At 69.2% G+C, this 17,463-nt stretch carries 16 protein-coding genes; 3 read left to right on the forward strand and 13 right to left on the reverse strand.

The annotated features are described in order from the left end of the window. The first annotated feature begins 284 nt into the window (after positions 1–284). Entirely contained in the window at positions 285–716 is a 432-nt protein-coding gene (locus RAH39_RS09160) for a hypothetical protein (protein WP_306589792.1), read from the forward strand. A gap of 173 nt (positions 717–889) precedes the next feature. On the opposite strand, the gene RAH39_RS09165 is transcribed toward RAH39_RS09160, so the two are convergent. The 9 genes from RAH39_RS09165 to RAH39_RS09205 all read right to left on the reverse strand — a co-directional run bounded on the left by RAH39_RS09165 (position 890) and on the right by RAH39_RS09205 (position 9,325). Continuing rightward, positions 890–1,999, reverse strand: a complete 1,110-nt coding sequence (locus tag RAH39_RS09165; protein WP_306589793.1) for a hypothetical protein — start codon at positions 1,997–1,999, stop codon at positions 890–892. Next, positions 1,996–2,820 carry a helix-turn-helix domain-containing protein gene (locus tag RAH39_RS09170; RefSeq protein ID WP_306589794.1) on the reverse strand — a complete coding sequence of 275 codons (825 nt, stop codon included), beginning with the start codon at positions 2,818–2,820 and terminating at the stop codon, positions 1,996–1,998. The genes RAH39_RS09165 and RAH39_RS09170 overlap by 4 nt, the downstream gene beginning before the upstream one ends. After that, positions 2,817–3,791, reverse strand: a complete 975-nt coding sequence (locus tag RAH39_RS09175; protein ID WP_306589795.1) for an AAA family ATPase — start codon at positions 3,789–3,791, stop codon at positions 2,817–2,819. Before RAH39_RS09175 ends, RAH39_RS09170 begins: the two co-directional genes overlap by 4 nt. Further along, a complete protein-coding gene (locus RAH39_RS09180; protein WP_306589796.1) occupies positions 3,788–5,041 on the reverse strand; it encodes a sigma-54-dependent transcriptional regulator in 1,254 nt (417 codons plus the stop codon). Before RAH39_RS09180 ends, RAH39_RS09175 begins: the two co-directional genes overlap by 4 nt. 88 nt (positions 5,042–5,129) lie before the next feature. Further along, complete coding sequence (locus tag RAH39_RS09185) at positions 5,130–5,543, reverse strand: arsenate reductase ArsC (RefSeq protein WP_306589797.1); 414 nt, start codon at positions 5,541–5,543, stop codon at positions 5,130–5,132. A gap of 73 nt (positions 5,544–5,616) precedes the next feature. Next, positions 5,617–6,696, reverse strand: coding sequence for an ACR3 family arsenite efflux transporter (gene arsB, locus RAH39_RS09190; protein WP_306589798.1), 1,080 nt, complete (start codon positions 6,694–6,696; stop codon positions 5,617–5,619). Positions 6,697–6,706: 10 nt separating this feature from the next. Then, complete coding sequence (arsM, locus tag RAH39_RS09195; RefSeq protein ID WP_306589799.1) at positions 6,707–7,543, reverse strand: arsenite methyltransferase; 837 nt, start codon at positions 7,541–7,543, stop codon at positions 6,707–6,709. Positions 7,544–7,557: 14 nt separating this feature from the next. Beyond that, a complete protein-coding gene (locus RAH39_RS09200) occupies positions 7,558–7,881 on the reverse strand; it encodes an ArsR/SmtB family transcription factor (RefSeq protein WP_306589800.1) in 324 nt (107 codons plus the stop codon). Positions 7,882–7,960: 79 nt separating this feature from the next. Then, entirely contained in the window at positions 7,961–9,325 is a 1,365-nt protein-coding gene (locus RAH39_RS09205; RefSeq protein WP_306589801.1) for a bifunctional type I 3-dehydroquinate dehydratase/shikimate dehydrogenase, read from the reverse strand. A 189-nt stretch (positions 9,326–9,514) separates the two neighbouring features. Here RAH39_RS09205 and RAH39_RS09210 point away from each other — a divergent pair, with 189 nt between their 5' ends. Both RAH39_RS09210 and RAH39_RS09215 read left to right on the forward strand, forming a co-directional pair. Next, positions 9,515–10,849, forward strand: a complete 1,335-nt coding sequence (locus RAH39_RS09210; protein WP_306589802.1) for an anaerobic C4-dicarboxylate transporter — start codon at positions 9,515–9,517, stop codon at positions 10,847–10,849. A 71-nt stretch (positions 10,850–10,920) separates the two neighbouring features. Further along, complete coding sequence (locus RAH39_RS09215; protein ID WP_306589803.1) at positions 10,921–11,976, forward strand: tartrate dehydrogenase; 1,056 nt, start codon at positions 10,921–10,923, stop codon at positions 11,974–11,976. A 114-nt stretch (positions 11,977–12,090) separates the two neighbouring features. Here the strand turns inward: RAH39_RS09215 and RAH39_RS09220 are convergent, their stop codons facing one another. From RAH39_RS09220 to RAH39_RS09235, 4 genes are all read right to left on the reverse strand, one after another. After that, the gene (locus RAH39_RS09220) at positions 12,091–12,606 is read right to left on the reverse strand and encodes a hypothetical protein (RefSeq protein ID WP_306589804.1); all 516 of its coding nucleotides are present in this window, start codon (positions 12,604–12,606) and stop codon (positions 12,091–12,093) included. Next, entirely contained in the window at positions 12,603–13,394 is a 792-nt protein-coding gene (gene mazG / locus RAH39_RS09225; RefSeq protein WP_306589805.1) for a nucleoside triphosphate pyrophosphohydrolase, read from the reverse strand. The genes RAH39_RS09220 and mazG overlap by 4 nt, the downstream gene beginning before the upstream one ends. Before the next feature lie 128 nt (positions 13,395–13,522). Further along, on the reverse strand, positions 13,523–15,463 hold the full coding sequence (locus RAH39_RS09230; protein ID WP_306589806.1) for a glutamate ligase domain-containing protein: 1,941 nt from the start codon (positions 15,461–15,463) through the stop codon (positions 13,523–13,525). After that, entirely contained in the window at positions 15,460–17,412 is a 1,953-nt protein-coding gene (locus RAH39_RS09235) for an aconitase family protein (RefSeq protein ID WP_306589807.1), read from the reverse strand. Before RAH39_RS09235 ends, RAH39_RS09230 begins: the two co-directional genes overlap by 4 nt. Positions 17,413–17,463: the final 51 nt, after the last annotated feature.

Consider the following 17,463-nt stretch of genomic DNA (forward strand, 5'->3'; position numbering starts at 1 on the left):
CACCAAGTGCCGTAGTCTCCACGGCGGTATCTATGGCAAGGGCCCCACGCGGTGGATCAAAGCCATCCATGCCGATCGCTGTATTCATGTCTGGAAAACAATTACCCTCGATGAGTTCCAAGCAAGAGCTGAGTCAGAGTTTCCAGATCAATGGGTCTCGGTGCGTTCGCACTTTCCTCACTCCCCAAAACAATGACCCCTCTCCTGGGGACTCCAGCTTTTGCTCAACTCGGACCCTGCCTCCACTGTCTACCTTTTTGTTGTTTCCCATTTCGAGGCATTCCATGCGGACCATCCGGCCTTTTCTGCTGATCCTTCTCGTCTCCTCCGGTTTGCTGGCTCAGGTACCCGCGGAGCGCATCAGTGCCGGTTTCAAATCCCTGGGGACGGGGTCTTGGGGGGACGCCTTCAAGGAGTGGGACAAGCAGGCGTTGCCTTATGTCCCCGTCGAGCAGGATCCCCGAAAAGTCCTGGAGGAATGGATACCCAGCACGTGGAGCATTGGAGGCTGGGAGCTTCTCCAGTCAACGCCCATCGGCAAGAGATGGCAGCGGCAATGGTGGCTGGCCAGCTTCGATCAAGGCGTGGTTTTCTTTTCCTTCGATCACGTGTTCCACAAGGGCGAATGGCGGATCTTCCGCATTCAGGTCTCGAGGGATCCGGCAGGGGTGCTACCCGGTCTGGATCTCTATCCATCCCTATTGGCCCGCAATTAGGAAATCTCATTCCTACGGATTTGCAGTCAAAGAAAAAGATCACCACCAAGGCGCAAAGGCACCAAGAAAAGCGCTGTCGTTGAATGATGAGGAGAGATCTCGATTCCTGAGAGAGGGGCTTCGCATCTGCGGAATGCCCTTGCATATTCGGGTTCGGACTTGCGGGAACTTCCCTACCCCTTCCCCTGCGCCTTCATCTCCACCAATCTCTTCGCCTCCCGCCGCAGCAACTCCGGGACGTTGCGGTCCTTCATCAGCAGCTTCATGTCGCTTTCCAGCAGGCGCTTGAAGTGGGTCATGGCGACGGGGAGGGGGGTGCGGGGGTTGTGGACGAGGGCTTTGGTGATGGGGTATTTCTTCATCCACTCGCGGCTGTTGGAGATGATGCGGAGGACTTCCTCGTTCACGGTGCGCATCTGGGCGATGTAGGCGATCTCGGATTCGGTGATCCGGCCGTTGCGGATGACGTTCACCTGGATCAGGCGGTTGGCTTCGCGGACGAGGATGGTGCGCTCCTCCTTCCCGCCCTTGATGGCCAGCATGATCTTCTGGTTGGTGCTCAGCCGGGCGATCCGCTGGGTGATGGTGAGGTTGACCTCCTTGCCCTCGTCGTCCACCACGGGCCGCTGGGCCAGGAGCCGGCGCTCGGCGGCGAGTTCTTCGGATTCGATTTCGGCGTCGATCTCCTCCTGGGACCGCTCCTTGGGAAGGGGCAGCTCGGACCAGGCGCGGTCCAGCCGGCCCGCTTCCACTTCCTCCAGGATGGCGAGGCGGTCCGCCTTGACCTCCTCGGGCACGAGGCGCAGCACGTCGAAGCGGTACTCGTTCACCCGCCGCTTGACGGCGTATTCCGCTTCCGGGTGCTCCTCCAGCAGGTCGAGGATGCGGGGGCGCTGCATCCACAGCACCTGGTTGTTCAGGACGATCTCGAGCACCGCCCCCGGCAGGCTCGGCACCACCGCTTCCACGATCTCCGCGGTGAGGGCGGGGTTCAGGAGGGCCGCCTCCAGCAGGGCGGGCTCCTTGCGGTGGCCCAGCACCAATTGGAGCGGACCCGGCGGGTCCACCGGATCCAGCAGGACGCCCGCCACCAGGGATTCGGGCATGGAGGCGAGGAACGTGAGGGCCCGCTCCGCGTGGGGCGTCCCTTCCAGCACGGCGTGGGCCAAGGCCTGCAGCAGGTCCTGCGGGGGCACCGGCAGGCTTCCCCCGACCAGGGCCGCGGCCATGGGCTCGGGCAAGGCGCCCTGGCGGAACCGCTCGACGAGGGGATGCATGCTCATGGGGTCGGTCCATCCTCATCATCGGGATCCGCGGAGTTCGCGGGATCGGGCGGCTCGGCGGCGGGCGCCGGGGGCTGGGGCGGCCGGAGCCAATGGCCCTCGGCGTCGAACTGGCCCGTCCAGGCCTCGCCCACGTTCTGGCCGTGGGGAATGCGCTGGCCCGCCACCTCCACGTTCACCACGCCGGCGTTGTCCAGGGCGAGGCTGAAGGGCCCCTTCACGCGGAACTGCCACGGCTCGGACACGCGCAGGGTGCGGGCCTGGGGCGGATCCCCGGCGCTGGATTCCAGCTTCACCTCGCAGGTGTCCATGGCCCGGAGGCTCACCAGGACGCCCTGCTCGTTGAGGGGCGCCTCGGGGAGCAGTTCTCCCAGCACGGGATAGGGCGCCGGGGAAGGCGGGGGCGGAGGCGGCGGCTGGAGCCGCGCCTGGACGGCGAAGGCGTTGACGGAGGTCTTCCGTCCGAGGCTGGGACCGGGCACCACCAGCCACAGGACCACCAGGACGGAGGCGACGGTGAGGCCGGCCATCACCATGCGCTCCAGCCGCTCCTGGCGCGGATCCGGCGGCGCCCATTCCTGGGCCCCGGGCACCACCTGGAAGGCCCCCGTGTGGAATTCCAGATCCACCCCCAGCCGCTCGGCCAGCTGCCGCGCCAGGGGCCGGGCACGACCCGGCGGCAGCGCCTCCCAGTCATCGCCTTCGATGGCCTCGATGTGCCGGACCGGAAGCTTCAGCTCCAGCGCGAGGATCTCCCGCGACAGGCCCTTCCCGATCCGCGCCTCGTGAAGCAGGGCGCCCACCGTCCCGTCGTCCCTCATCCCGCCCATCCCACGGGCAGTTCCTTCAGCAGCCGGGCCAGGTGCTCGCGCCGCTCGCCGCGGCTGAGGCGCCGCTCGTCCAGGCTGCCGCGGTGGGCCATGGTGTCCGCCAGGGTGGCCTGGAGGTCGTCGGGGGTGATGAAGGCGCGGCCCTCCAGCCAGGCCTCCGCCTGGGCCAAACCCAGCCAGTGCTTCACCGCGCGGGTAGAGCAGAAGCCGCCGTCGGCGCGGATCCGCTCCACCATGCGCTCGGCGTAGTCCAGCACCGCTTCGGAGATCTTGACGGCGCGGACGGCGCCCCGGGCCTGCTTCCAGCCTTCGAGATCCAGGGCGGGCCGCAGGGTGTCCAGGCGGTCCGATCCGGCTTCGCCGCGCAGGATCCGGCGCTCCGCCTCCCGGCCGGGATAGCCCAGGTGCAGGGCGCAGGAGAAGCGGTCCAGCTGGCTCTCGGGCAGCGGGAACGTGCCCGCGTGATCCAGGGGATTCTGGGTGGCGATGACGAAGAAGGGATCCGGCAAGCGGTGGGTGCTGCGGTCCAGGGTCACCTGCCCTTCCACCATGGCCTCCAGCATGGCGCTCTGGGTCTTGGGGCCGATCCGGTTCAGCTCGTCCAGCAGCAGGACGTGACAGAACACCGGGCCGGGCTGGAAGTGGAAGGTCTGGGTCCCCGCGTCCCACAGATGGACGCCCAGCAGGTCCGACGGCAGGAGGTCGTTGGTCCCCTGCACCCGCTGGAAGCTGCCGCCCAGGATCCGGGACAGGCCCTTGGCCAGGGTCGTCTTGCCCACGCCGGGCAGGTCCTCCAGCAGGATGTGGCCGCCGGAGAGGAGCGCCGCGAAGGCGCGCCGCACCTTGGCTTCCTTGCCGACCACCACCGCCTGGAGGGCGGTCAGCCCCGCCAGCACGGACGGCCGCAGCGCCTCCGGCGAAACCGGGGGCGCGGAAGGAAGGGAGGCGGGATCGGGCGTCATGGGCAATTCCCCGGAGGGGCTTCTCCATCTTCCAGAGGGATGCCGTGATCCCGCAAGCGCTGACCCAGGCTCCGGGGCGTCAGGCCCAGGGCCTCCGCCGCCCGGGGCAAGTCCCCGTCGGCATCAACGAGGGCCTTCCGCAGCAGTTCCCCTTCCGCGGACCGGAGCACAGTCCGGAGCTGGACCTCCAGCGTGCCAACGGGCGGATGGGGCAGGCACAGCACCGGCCCGCCGTCCCGCCCCAGGGCGGGGAAAGCGCGGATGGCGGGGCCGTCCGAGAAGAGCACCGCCCGCTCCGCCGCCGCCGCCAGCTCGCGGAGGTTGCCCGGCCAGCGGTGGTCCAGGAGCTGGCGCTCCGCGGCCCGCTCCAGCCAGGGCTGCCCCCGCCCTTCCCGCCGCGCGGCCCGCTCCAGCAGCAGGCGCGCCAGCGGCAGCAGTTCCTCCCGCCGCTCCCGGAGGGGCGGCACCCGCACTTCGAGGGGCCCGAAACTCCGGGCCAGATCGGGAGGAAGGGTGGCGCCCTCGTCCAGTCCCGCCATCCAGCGGATCCCGCGACCCGAGTCGCCCTCCATGGCCCGGGCCAGCGGAAGGACGGCGCCGGGCGCGAGGTGCTCCAGGCCCGCCACATACAGGCTTCCGCCGGCAAGGAGGCGGAGGCGTTCCGGGTCGGGCCCCTCCGGCCCCAGCGTGGCCGCCGCCACGGCGAGGAAGGGCGCGGCGGGATGGCGCAGGGCATGGAGCCGCCGGGCGCACCGGGCCTTGCCCGTGCCCCGTTCGCCGCGGAACAGCGCCGGCAGGTCCGTGGCCGCCATCCGGCCCAGGGCCTCGTCCAGGGCCCGCATGGCGGCGCCGTGGGCGATCCAGGGCTCCGCCGGGTCCGGCGGCGGCGCGCCGGCCAGGGCCCGCAGGCGCTCCAGCAGCGCGAGGAACGCGTCGAGGTCGAAGGGCTTGGGAAGGAAGTCGTCGGCGCCCAGGCGCATGGCCTCGACGATGTCCCTGGGCTCGCCGAAGGCCGACATCAGGACGATCCGCAGCTCCGGCCGCAGCCGGCGGGCCCGGCGGATCAGCTCCAGCCCGCTCATGCCCGGCAGCCGCAGGTCCGTCACCAGCACGTGGCTGGGCGCCTCCTCCAGCGCCCGCAGCGCCTCCTGGGGATCCGCCACCGCCCGGACCGACCACGCCGACCCTTCCAGGGCCCGCGCCAGCAGGCGGCGGAAGCTGTCCTTGTCTTCGACCAGGAGGAGGTCCATGGATGGAACGGTAGCAGCGGACGAGGTCCGGAGGGCGGCAGCCGAAATTCGGGGGGATTTCCTCAGCGCCCAGGCCAGCGCGGAAAGATCAGAATCGTTCGATCTGCAATCGCTCCAGTCGTCTCCGGATCTCGTCCCGACTCTCCCGGAAACGGTGCCTGAGCTCATCCGGCGTCAGGCGGGCGTCCTCTCCGGCGGGATCCGGAAGGGGCCAATGCAGGCGCTCCACGGGGCCCAAAAACAGAGGACACACCTCCTCGGCGCAAAGGGTGATGACCAGATCCACCGAGGTGGGATCGATGGTCTCCACGCCTTTCGAAACCTGGAAGGACCCATCGATGCCCTGCTCCGCCAGCACCTCGACCGCGTAGGGATTCAGCCGGCCGGGACGGCTGCCGGCGCTCTGGATGAGGCAATCCGGAAACATCCGGCGGGCCAGGGCTTCGGCCATCTGGGAGCGCGCGCTGTTGGCCACACAGAGGAACAGGATCGAACAGTTCATGGGGATCTCCAGCTCCGAACGCCCCGGATGCGGACTCCGGCGCGTCCCGACTCGCTTCTGCCTTCCGGAAGGCTCAGAGCGATCCCTTCCGGAATTCCGGCGCCGCGCAGGGAGAACCTTCCCGCCACCGGGCCTTCAGCCGGAGGGCGACCTGGACGAGGCCGATGAGCACGGGCACTTCCACGAGGGGCCCGATGACGGCGGCGAGCGCCGCGCCGTGGGCGATCCCGAACGTGCCCACAGCGACGGCGATGGCCAGTTCGAAGTTGTTGCTGGCGGCGGTGAAGCTCAGGGTGGCGCTCTGGGGATAGGTGGCGCCGGCTTTCTTGGACAGCCAAAAGCTGGCCACGAACATCACTGCGAAGTAGATCAGCAGAGGTACGGCGATGCGAAGGACGTCCAGGGGCAGCTTGACGATGGCACCGCCTTTGAGGCTGAACATCACCACGATGGTGAAGAGCAGCGCGAGGAGCGTCAGCGGCTGCAGCCTGGGGAGGAAGGTCCGGTGGTACCAGTCCAGGCCCTTCAGCCTCCCCAGGATGAACCGCGTCAAAAAGCCCGCCACGAAGGGCACGCCGAGGTAGATGCCGACGCTTCCGGCGATCTGGCCCAGGGTGATGTTCACGACCGCGCCCTGAAGGCCGAGCCTCGCGGGCAGGTAGGTGACGAAGAACCACGCATAGAGGCTGAAGAAAAGCACCTGGAAGAGGGAGTTGAAGGCGACCAGCCCGGCGCAGTATTCCGTGTCCCCCTGCGCGAGGTCGTTCCACACGATGACCATGGCGATGCAGCGGGCGAGGCCGATGAGGATCAGGCCCAGCATGTATTCGGGCCGGTCCCGCAGGAACAGCACGGCCAGCCCGGTCATGAGGACAGGCCCCATGACCCAGTTCTGGAACAGGGAGAGCCCCAGCACCTTTCCGTTCCGGAAGACGCGGTGCAGTTCTTCGTACTTCACCTTGGCCAGGGGCGGATACATCATCAGGATCAGGCCCGCGGCCAGGGGAAGGCTGATGGAGCCCACGTTCCAGGCCTGGATGGCCCGATTGAAGCCGGGGACCGCGATCCCCAATCCCACTCCGATTCCCATGGCGAGAAAGATCCACAGGGTCAGGTACCTGTCCCCGAACGAAAGGCGCCGCTTCTCGATCACGGGACTCCCATCAGGCGGGCTTGCGCGCGGAGACGATCAGGCTGGTGATGAAGTCCGAGGGCCGGCTGCCATCGGGGAGAAGCCCCAGCAAATGGGCGGTCATGGGGTCGTTCAGCGGCAGCATGGCTTCCACGGCTTCCCCTTTGGGCATGAAGGAGGGGTCCACGAGACCCGCCCCGGAGACCATTCCCTTGAGATCGTCCAGGAGCGCGGCTCCGGCGATGCAGCCCACAAGGGCTTCCACGCTCTTCCGCACCGCGTCCGGGAGGGGACGCAGCAGCACCATATCGGAGATGGAGACCCGGCCGCCGGGCTTCAGCACGCGGGCGATCTCCTTCCAGACCTGGGGCTGATCCGGACTCAGGTTGAGTACGCAGTTGGAGATCACCACGTCCACGCTGGCGCTCGGCAAAGGGATGGCCTCGATCTGTCCTTGATGGAACACCACATTGTCGAGCCCCGTGCGCCGGTGGAACTCGGCCGCATGGCGGCGGGCCTTGGCGAGCATCCCGGGAGTCATGTCCACGCCGATGGCCCTGCCCCCGGGCCCCACCCTCTGAGCGGCCAGGAAGACATCCAGTCCCGCGCCGCTGCCGAGATCGAGGACGACCTCGCCCTCCTTCAGCTCCGCGAAGACGGTGGGGTTGCCGCAGGACAGGCCCAGATTGGCGCCCTGGGGAAGGATGGCCAGTTCGACCTCCGAGTAGCCCACTCCCTGGGCGATCTCGTCGGCGCGCGCCCCTCCGCAACAGGAGGATTGAGAACCAGAGCAGCTCTCGCCCAGGCTCGCGATGCGCCCATAGGCATCCTGGACTTTCAGGTGGATGGGGTGGAGAGGGGATTCCATAGGAACTCCTGGGATCAGGGGCAATTCGCATCCCGGCAACCGCCGCCGCAGCAGTCCTGCCAGAGGTAGTCAGTCAGGGCCCGAAGTTGATCGAAGCGAACGGCATAACGGATGGTGGTGCCCTCCCGGGAGGCCCTGAGCAGGCCCGCTTCGGCGAGATCCGCCAGATGGTGGCTGACCGTCGACGCGGGCATTTCCACGAGCGCCTGGATCTGGCCCGCCGGGGTCCCTTCCTCGGGACCCTGCACGACGGCCCGCACGACCGCGAGACGGCCGCGGTGGGCGAGGGCTTTCAACTGGCGAATGATCGGTTCGGGGGGCAGGACCGCGGTTTCCATCTCCATAATTCTAAATTTTCAGAAATATGAAATCAATCAAAAAATCACTCGCGGCGAATTTTCTGGCTCTCAGCGTCCTCTACTCTCCCCCGCACCCCTCGACGAACCGCCGGCTCTGGCCCTCGGCCTGGGCCTCGAATAGGCTCCCGCCGGAGACCAGCGCCAGGCCCGCGTCCCGGGCCCAGGCAGCAAAGGCGGTGTCCTCCTTGTAGATCCACTCCACCGCCCACCGCGCGGTGGAACGGGCAGCGTCCAGCAGGTCGGGAAAGGGCGCGGGATCCTCCTCCGCCATGCCCAGGGCCGTGGCCTGCACGACGCCGGCGGGCGCGAAGGCGGCCACCGCCGCGGGCAGGACCGGATCCCGGCGGGAGGCCTGGAGCGCCGGCCGGCCGGCCGCTTCCAGCACGGCGCGGGTGGTTTCGGCCACGCCGCCAGAGCCCAGCAGCAGCACCGGGCCGGGAGCCAGACGGGACAGGGACTGTCCAAAGGCCTCGGCGTCCGTGTTGGCGCCTTCCCAAGGATCGCCGGGCGCCCGCCGCCACAGCGTATTGAGGGGCCCCGCCAGACCCAGCGCCGCGGGAAGGGAGCGCTTCAGGGGCGCGGTGATGCTCAGTCCCAGGATGCCGAGGGCCTCCAGCGCCTCGGCGGCTTCCTCCGCGTCGCCGCAGAGGAGGGGCACGTAGAGGAGGTCCTTGTAGGCCCGCTGGAACCGCGGGTTGTGGAAGGCCGGTCCGCGCGAATGCAGGACCGGCTCCCCGATGACGCCGCAGAGGCCGTAGCCCGGATGGAGCCGGGCGCAGCGCCAGGCGCGGAGTGTCTCCAAAGGAAGCTGGCCCGGCGCGGCGGGCGGGCCGTCGTCCGGGGCCGCATAGGTGAACGCCCCACCCCAGGCCGCCTGCATGGCGCGCCCCGCGATGCCCTTGGGGCCCATCAGGAAGGCCGACAGCGCCACCCCGTGGTCCCGCGCCCAGGCCAGGGGCGCCCGGAGCCGCCCGTTGTCGCCCAGGCGGCCCGCGTGCCCCACCCACTTGAAGGCCTCGCCGTCCGGCAGCGCCTTCACGCGCGCCTCCAGGTCGAACACCCCGGGGGCCACGTGGACGGAGCGCAGCAGCCGGACGTGGGTCCGCGCGGCCTGGATCTCCGCCGGCACGGGCAGGTCCCACTCCAGGTCCATCCAGGCGGGACGGCCCCGGACGGCCTTGGCGAGGCGGGCCAGGCGCTCGGATTCGTCGGCGTCGGGCCACTGGCCCCCTTCGGACATGCGGCGACACGTCACCAGACAGCGGCGCTTCAACGCATCCACCAGAGCCTCGGGATCCGCGTCGGGGAAGAGGTCCAGCCGCAGCTCCGGCAGGGCGTCCGCCGGCAGGCGCTTGGCGCAGGCCAGGGCCGCTTCCCAGTCGGGATGGGTGAGGGTCACGAGGTGGAAAGGCAGGGCGTTCAAGGCGGCATCCGAGGTTCCGCCATCCTAACGTCCCCCGCCGAAGCGCGGAGAACGGAGGGATTCCCGGCGGGGTGTGATTCATTTCACACCTCATCATCATCTTTGATCGTTCGGGCCGCTTTCCCCTGCTACCCTCTGTCGTCACAGGGGGTGGTCAGACCACGGGCCCTGGGAACAGGAGCCATCGAAATGTCCCCCGCATTGATGTTCTGGGTGCAGTTCTTCCTCGTCCTCGGCGCCATCCTCATCGGCATCCGCAGGGGCGGCGTCGCCCTCGGGCTGATCGGCGGCCTCGGCGTGGCCGCGCTGGTACTGGTCTTCCGCGTGGCGCCCGGCACGCCCCCCATCGACGTGATGCTGATCATCCTTGCCGTGGTCACCGCGTCCGCGACCCTTCAGGTGGCGGGCGGCCTCGACTACCTGGTGCAGCTCACCGAGCGATTGCTGCGCGCCCACCCCAAGCAGGTGACCATCCTGGCGCCGCTCTCCACCTTCCTGCTCACGGTGTGCGTGGGCACGGGCCATGCCGTCTACGCGCTGCTGCCGGTGATCTCCGACGTGGCGCTCAAGACGCGCATCCGGCCCGAGCGCCCCATGGCCATCTCCAGCGTGGCGTCGCAGATGGGCATCACCGCCAGCCCCGTGGCCGCCGCTGTCACCACCTTCCTGGCCATGGCCGCCAAGAACGGGCATCCCGTAGGCCTGTTCGACATCATCCGGATCACCCTGCCCGCCGGCATCGTCGGCGTCCTGGCCGCCGCGGCCTGGAGCTACAACCGCGGGAAGGAACTGGACGAGGACCCCGAGTTCCTGGAGCGGATGAAGGATCCCGACTTCGCCAAGGCCCTGGACGCCAACGTCACCACCCTGGACAAGGTGATCCCCTTCAAGGCCAAGCTGTCCGTGGGGCTGTTCTTCGCGGGCGTCCTGACCATCGTCCTGATCGCCCTCAAGCCCGGCATCCTGCCCCTGATGAACGGGAAGGCCATCCCCATGACCACCGTGGTGCAGATCATCATGCTGGCCTTCGGCGCCTTCATCCTGTTCGCCACCGACGTGAAGGCCCCCGAGATCGCCCGATCCAGCGTGTTCATCGCGGGCATGATCGCCGTGGTCTCCATCTTCGGCATCGCGTGGATGAGCGAGACCTTCATCAAGGCCAACGAGAGCTACCTGGTGGCCAACATCAAGGCCATGGTCCAGGTGGCGCCGTGGACCTTCGCCCTGGCCATGTTCGCCGTGTCGGCCTTCGTCAAGAGCCAGGCCGCGACGCTCACCATCATGCTGCCCTTCGGCTACGCCCTGGGCCTGCCGACGCCGCTGCTGCTGGGCCTGATCCCCGCGAGCTACGCCTACTTCTTCTTCGCCTTCTACCCCAGCGACCTTGCCGCCATCAACATGGACCGCACCGGCACCACGCGCATCGGCAAGTTCCTCCTCAACCACAGCTTCATGATCCCCGGCCTCATCGGCGTCAGCGTCTCCACCTGCGTCGCCTTCGGGCTGTCCAAGCTCCTGGCCTGAGCCCCCGCCGCCCTCCGGAACGCCCCGCGCCGCGGGGCGTTCTTCTGGCAGCATGCGGGAGGGAGGTTCCCGTGCGCGAGTTCAGGATCGCCGTCATCCCCAGCGACGGCATCGGCAAGGAAGTGGTTCCGGAGGGCATCCGCGTGCTGGAGGCCGCGGCCCGGAAGCACGGCCTGCGGTTCCGGTGGGACACCTTCCCGTGGAGCTGCGAATACCATCTTCGGACGGGCCGGATGATGCCCGAGGACGGCCTCGACCAGATCCGCCACCATGACGCCATCTTCCTGGGCGCGGTCGGATTCCCCGGCGTGCCGGACCACGTGTCGCTGTGGGGCCTGCTGATCCCCATCCGCCGCGGCTTCCGCCAGTACGCCAACCTGCGTCCCGTGAAGCTCATGCCCGGCGTGCCCTGCCCCCTCGCGGGGCGGGAAGTAGGCGACATCGACTTCATCGTCGTGCGCGAGAACAACGAGGGCGAGTACTCCAGCATCGGCGGCCGCCTCTACGAGGGCACGGACCAGGAGATGGCCGTGCAGCAGAGCGTGTTCACCCGCCAGGGCACGGACCGCATCCTGAAGGTGGCCTTCGACCTCGCCCAGTCGCGGCCCAAGAAGCACCTCACCTCGGCCACCAAATCCAACGGGATCGCCATCACCATGCCCTACTGGGACGAGCGGGTGGAGGCCATGTCCGCGGGCTATCCCGACGTGAAGGTGGACCGGTTTCACATCGACATCCTCGCCGCCCACTTCGTCCGCAATCCGCACTGGTTCGACGTGGTGGTGGGCTCCAACCTGTTCGGCGACATCCTGTCGGACCTCGGCCCCGCCTGCACCGGCACCATCGCCATCGCCCCCAGCGCCAACCTGAACCCCGAGCGGGAGTTCCCCTCCATGTTCGAGCCCGTCCACGGTTCCGCGCCCGACATCTACGGGAAGGGCATCGCCAATCCGGTGGGCCAGATCTGGGCCGGCGCCATGATGCTGGACCACCTGGGCTGCTCCGAAGCCGCCGCCTCCGTCCTGGCCGCCATCGAAACGGTGCTGGCGAAAGGCCCGCGCACCCCCGACATGGGCGGAACCGCCAGCACCTCCGACATGGGAAAGGCCATCGCCGAAGCGGTGTGAGCCGCGAATGGCAAAGGATCTTTCACCACCAAGACACCACGGCACGAAGAAGGAAAGAAGTCCGCTTTTCTTGGTGTCTTGGCGTCTTGGTGGTGATCTTTTCTTCCTGGATCCTCAGCGCGGCCGGATCGCCCGGTCCGAAGGAATCGGCGCGACGGCGCCCCGCCCCTGCTTCTCCAGGACCTTGGCCTGGAGCGTGCGGGCGGCACGCCCGCGGAGTCGGATCACCCGGCCTCCCTCGCCCAGCCGGAACTCCGCCGCGCCCAGGAAGCTCCAGCGGGAGGCGTCGATCTCCTTCTCGATCCGGATCACGTTCCATGGAATCGACGCCGGCCCGCGCCACCAGGCGGGTTGGAAGGGAAAGGGCTGCCTGAGGTGGAGGCAGCGGCGGCCGGCCTTGTAGGACATCGGCGTGTGGCCCCGGAAGGTCCGGAAGTCCGTCTGCAGCCATCCCAGGTTGGCCTCGATGGGATCTGACCTATCCGCGGGAAAGGCCGCGTACAGCGCCGGAATCCCCAGCATCCGGTGGGTGAGCGCCGATCCCAGGAAGAAGAAGATCGGCGCGAAGAGGATCACCCACGGCGGCGGAGGCGGGCCGTTGCGGACGAGGAGAAGCGCGACGGGAATCACGGCTTCGCGCGGCGCTTGGCCGCCTGCCAGGCCGCTTCCATCTCATCCAGGGTCCGGTGCTCCCAGCCGCCATGGGCGCGGGCATCATCCTCCACCGCGGCGAACCGGTCCCGGAAGCGGAGCATCTGGCGGCGCAGGGCGGCGTCGGGATCCACGCCCTTCTTCCGCGCCCACTGCATGAGGCTGAACAGGACGTCGCCGAATTCCTCCTCCACCCGCTGGGGATCCGACTCCGCCTGCAGCTCGGCCACCTCTTCCTTCACCTTGTCGAGGACGCCCTCCAGATCGGGCCACTCGAAGCCCACCTTCGCGCAGCGGCGGCCGATCTCCAGGGCCTCCTCCAGCGGCGACAGCGCGGCGGGAATGCCTTCCAGTAGGCGCGGCTCCTGGTCCGGAGGCAGCCCCTTCTCCTCGCGCTTGATGGCGGCCCAGTTGGCCAGCACGTCCTCGCTGCCCGAAACCGCCACTTCGGCGAACACGTGGGGATGCCGGCGCACCAGCTTCTCCACCACGGTCCGCTCCACGTCGTGCAGGTCCCAGGCCCCCCGGTCCGCCGCCAATTGGGCATGGAAGGCGATCTGGAGCCACAGATCGCCCAGCTCCTCCCGGAGATGGGCCTCCGTGGCCGCGTCGCCGGGCCGGTGCGCCGCCAGCGCATCCAACACCTCCGCCGCCTCCTCGCGGAGGTAGCGGGCCAGGCTCTGATGATCCTGCTTCAAGTCCCAGGGGCAGCCCGTCTCCGGCTTCCGGAGCGCGGCCATCACGGCGCGGAGGGTGGTGGGTTCCATGCCCCAGGGTACCGCGGAGCGAAGGGTTTTGTTTTTAACCGCAGATGACGCCGATGGCGCAGATCAAGCCGCATCCGTTTTTCATCTGCGAAATCTGCGTCATCCGTGGTTAAAAAAGCAGCTTTCCCTCAAGCGCGCAGTCCCCCAAGAATCGCCCTGGCCAAGTCGGTGAGCGACGGATCCCGCGCCCCCATGACGAGGATCAGATCGCCGGGCCGCGCTTCGGCGGCGAGGCGCTCCGCCAGCCACGCGCGGGAAGGGGCGTGCTCTGCGGCTACGCCGCGGGCGGCGAGGTCGGCCACCACATCGGCGCTGCTGATGTCCTTGGCGGCGGTGCCGCCGGCGTAGTAGACGTCGAGGAGCCATAAACGGTCCTGGGGCGCCAGCTCGGCGACGAAGGCTTCGACGAAATCCTGCCGCAGGAACTTCAAAGGGCCGAACCCATGGGGCTGGAAAACGGCCAGGACCCGTCCGCCGCTGATGGCGGTGCGGAGGTGCGCCGCGCGGAGCGAGGCTGCCACTTTGGCGGGATTGTGGCCGAAGTCGTCCACCACCGTGACGCCGCGCCGCTCGCCCAGCACCTGGAACCGCCGGCCCACGCCCTCAAACGCAGCCAGAGGGGCCGCCAGCTTTTCCAGGGGGACGCCCAGCACGCGGCCCGCCGCCAACGCGGCCAGAGCGTTCTCCACGTTGTGGCGACCCGGAACGGGCAGGCGGAATGGAACGCCATCCACGGTGAAGGAGGAGCCCGCCGGTTCGAGCCGGAGGTCTTCTGCGCGAATCTCCGCGTCCGCACCGAAGCCGAACAGCGTGGCTCCCGGCGCGAATTCCCGCAGGTTCGCGGCCTCGCCCACCACCGCGGCCTCGCCGACCCGGCCCCGGAAGACGCGGAACATCTCGGCCACCGCCGCCATCTCCTTGTGGTCCTTCTGGAGGTTCAGAATCACGCCCACCGCTGGGCGGTAGCGCACCACCGACCCGTCGCTCTCGTCCGCCTCGATGACCAGCAGATCGGAGCCGCCCGCCCAGGCGTTGCCCCACAGGCCGCGCCGCTGCAGCGCCACCAGGTCGCCGCCGGTGATGACGGAGGGATCTAGGCCCGCGCCGCGCAGCAGCTCGAAGACCATGGCCGTGACCGTGGACTTCCCACTGGTGCCCGTCACCGCCACGGTGCGGTGGCGCGCCACCAGGTGCGCCAGCAGCTCGGAACGGTGCAGGACCGGCACGCCGAGGCGCCGGGCGGCGGCCACGTCAGGCGTGTCGTCCTCCACCGCCGTGGACACCACCAATCCCGCGCAATCGCCCTCCAGCCCCGAGCCGTCCTGGGGAAAGATCGCCACGCCCAGGGCCTCCAGCTTCACCCGCGCATCCGGACGCTGGCCGCGGTCGAAGCTGCGGTCGCTGCCGCTGGCCCGCCCGCCCTTCATCGCCGCAAACTGGGCGAGGGCACTCATCCCGCTTCCCGCCACGCCCGCGAAGTGGAGGCGCCCCAGCCCCAGACCGTCGCCGGGGAGCCCCTCCGCGATCAGCACGGGATCTCCCTCCGCCATGTGATCGAACAACTCCGCCACCGCGGCATTCGACAATCGCACGCAACCGTGGGACACCGGATGGCCCAGTTGGGATTCCTGATTCGTGCCGTGCAGGTAGATGAACCGCTCCAGGGAATCCCGTCCCGGCCCGCGGTTCCAACCCTCCTCCAGCCCGTCCAAAGTGAGGACGCGGGTGAGGATCAGATCCTCGTCCCGGGGCTCGCCGCGCCAGACTTCGCCCGTGGCGACCCGCGCGCGGAACACGGTCCCAGCCACCGCTCCCGCGCCGATGCGGGCGTGGATGCGGTGCCAGCCCGTGGGAGTGCGGTACGAGCCCTCCTCGCAACCCAGACCGTTCAAAGCCGTGGAGACCGGAGCCTCGAACACCAAGGCTTCGCCCTCCAGAAGGCCCGCGCGCTGGCGGCCGGCGTCCACCACGAGCACTCGCGCGCCGGCCGCCAGGATCGGCGCTCCCGGCCGATCTTGGCGGCCCAGAATGAGCGTGCGGTAGCGGGCGGCGAGGACGGGATCGATCATTCCCCCGCTCCCACAATGCGGCCGGCCAGCGCGCTGGCGGCGACGGTGGCGGGGCTGGCGAGCCACATCCGGCCGGGGCCGCTGCGGCCGGGGAAGTTGCGGTTGATGGCGCTGATGGTGACCTGGTCGGGATCCGTGGACACCCCGGGCCCGGCGTTGATGCAGGCGCCGCAGGCGCTGCCCAGGACCGTGGCGCCCACGGCCTCGAAGGCCGCGATCCAACCTTCCGCCTCGGCGTGGCGGCGGACGGCTTCGCTCCCGCACTGCACGTAGAACTTCACGCCATCGGGCACCCGCCGCCCTTCGGCCGCGGCGCCCTTCACTGCCTCGAAGGCCCGGCGGAGGTCCTCCCGCTTCCCGCCCGTGCAGCTGCCGAGGTACGCGATGTGGATGGGCACGGCCTCGTCCAAGTCCGCCAGGGCCACGCCATTCCCGGGATCGCCGGGGCGCGCCAGCATCGGCCCCAGCGCCGCGCAGTCCACGGTCAGCGTGTGGGCATACTGCGCGTCCTCGTCGCCCGCCATCCAGGGTTCCAGCACCACGTCCACGCCCCGCCGCTCCTTGATGAAACGCACGGTTTCGGCGTCCGGCGCCACCAGGCCGGTGAAGCCGCCGATCTCCGCGGCCATGTTGGTGAGGGTGGCCCGCTCGTCGGTGTCGAGATCGCGTAGGCCCTCGCCGACGTACTCCACCACATGGCCCAGCGCCCCACCCTCGCGGATGAACGGCTGGGCCAGGAGATGCAGGGCCACGTCCTTGGCGGAGACTCCCGGGCGGAGGCGGCCCTCCAGGCGCACGCGGAGGGTGGGCGGGACTGTGACGCGCACGTCGCCCGTCACCCACGCGTTGGCGATGTCGGTGGTGCCGATCCCGAAGGCAAGACACCCCAGGGCGCCGGCGTGGGGCGTGTGGGAATCGGTGCCCACCACCACTTGGCCCGGGAGGGCGTACCGCTCCGTCATGATCGCGTGGCAGATGCCTTCGCTTCCGGAGCCATCCGCCAGTTCGCCGTGGAGGCGGATCCCGTGCTTCGCACAGAAGGCCTCCTGGGCGGGCTTCAGGCGGTCCGCCACGGCCAGGAGGCCGTGGGCGCGGTGCTCGGGCTTCATGCTGGTGGACAGGAACGTGAGGTGGTCGCGGAAGGCCAGGATGCTGTCAGGGTCGCGGAGCATCGCGCCGGGTCCCAGCGCCTTCTCCAGGAAGCTCGCTGCCATCGGGGTCACGTAGTCGTGGCTGAAGCGCCAGTCGGCTCGGACGAACAGCCCGTCGCCGGACGCCACCGCCGGAAGGCCCACGGCGCCCGCGACGGCATCCACCACCGCGCGACGGGCCAGCAGCTTCTCGGCGTAGGTCATGGGCCGACCCTCGCGCGGGGGGAGCGGGGGCGCCACTTCACCTTTCATCCGCGCGGCGTTGTAGGCGAACAGCCCGCCGCGGCGGACGATCTCGGCGGTGACGGGATCGAGGCCCTCGGTGAACTCCGATAGGGGAATGGCCTCGCCGCGGCGGATGCGCGGGACCAGGCCGAAATCCGTGCTGGTGAGGAGGCCCAGGTTCTGGCAGTTCTGGCGGTAGATGCGCTCGAAGCTCTCCGCAATCACCAAGCGGATTCCCGCGCACCACTCCGCGTAGGGACTGGCCTCGCGGCTGCTTCCCTTTCCGCGGCGCCTGCCCGCCGCGCTGACGGCGAACCCGCCGGCACGCACCGCGCCCTCCTTCACGGGGAACCTGTCGCCGCACTTCAGGCCGAGGTACGGGAAATCGCCCAGCTTCTCGTCGAAGTGGTAGCAGATGAAAGCGGGCGTGATCTCGTCGGTGCTGATCTGGTCCCGCAACGGCGCGGCCTCAGCCAAATCCAAGTCTTCGCCCGCCAGTTGGCGGGTTACTTTCTCCGGATCCTCGGACAGGAACAGGACGCGGCCATCGAAGCGGAAGGGATCGGACAGCATCTCTCCAGATTACGACAGGGCTACCCCTTCTCTGGGGTTGAGCGGAGCGAC

The organism is Geothrix sp. 21YS21S-4 (assembly GCF_030845995.1).
Taxonomy (GTDB): domain Bacteria; phylum Acidobacteriota; class Holophagae; order Holophagales; family Holophagaceae; genus Geothrix.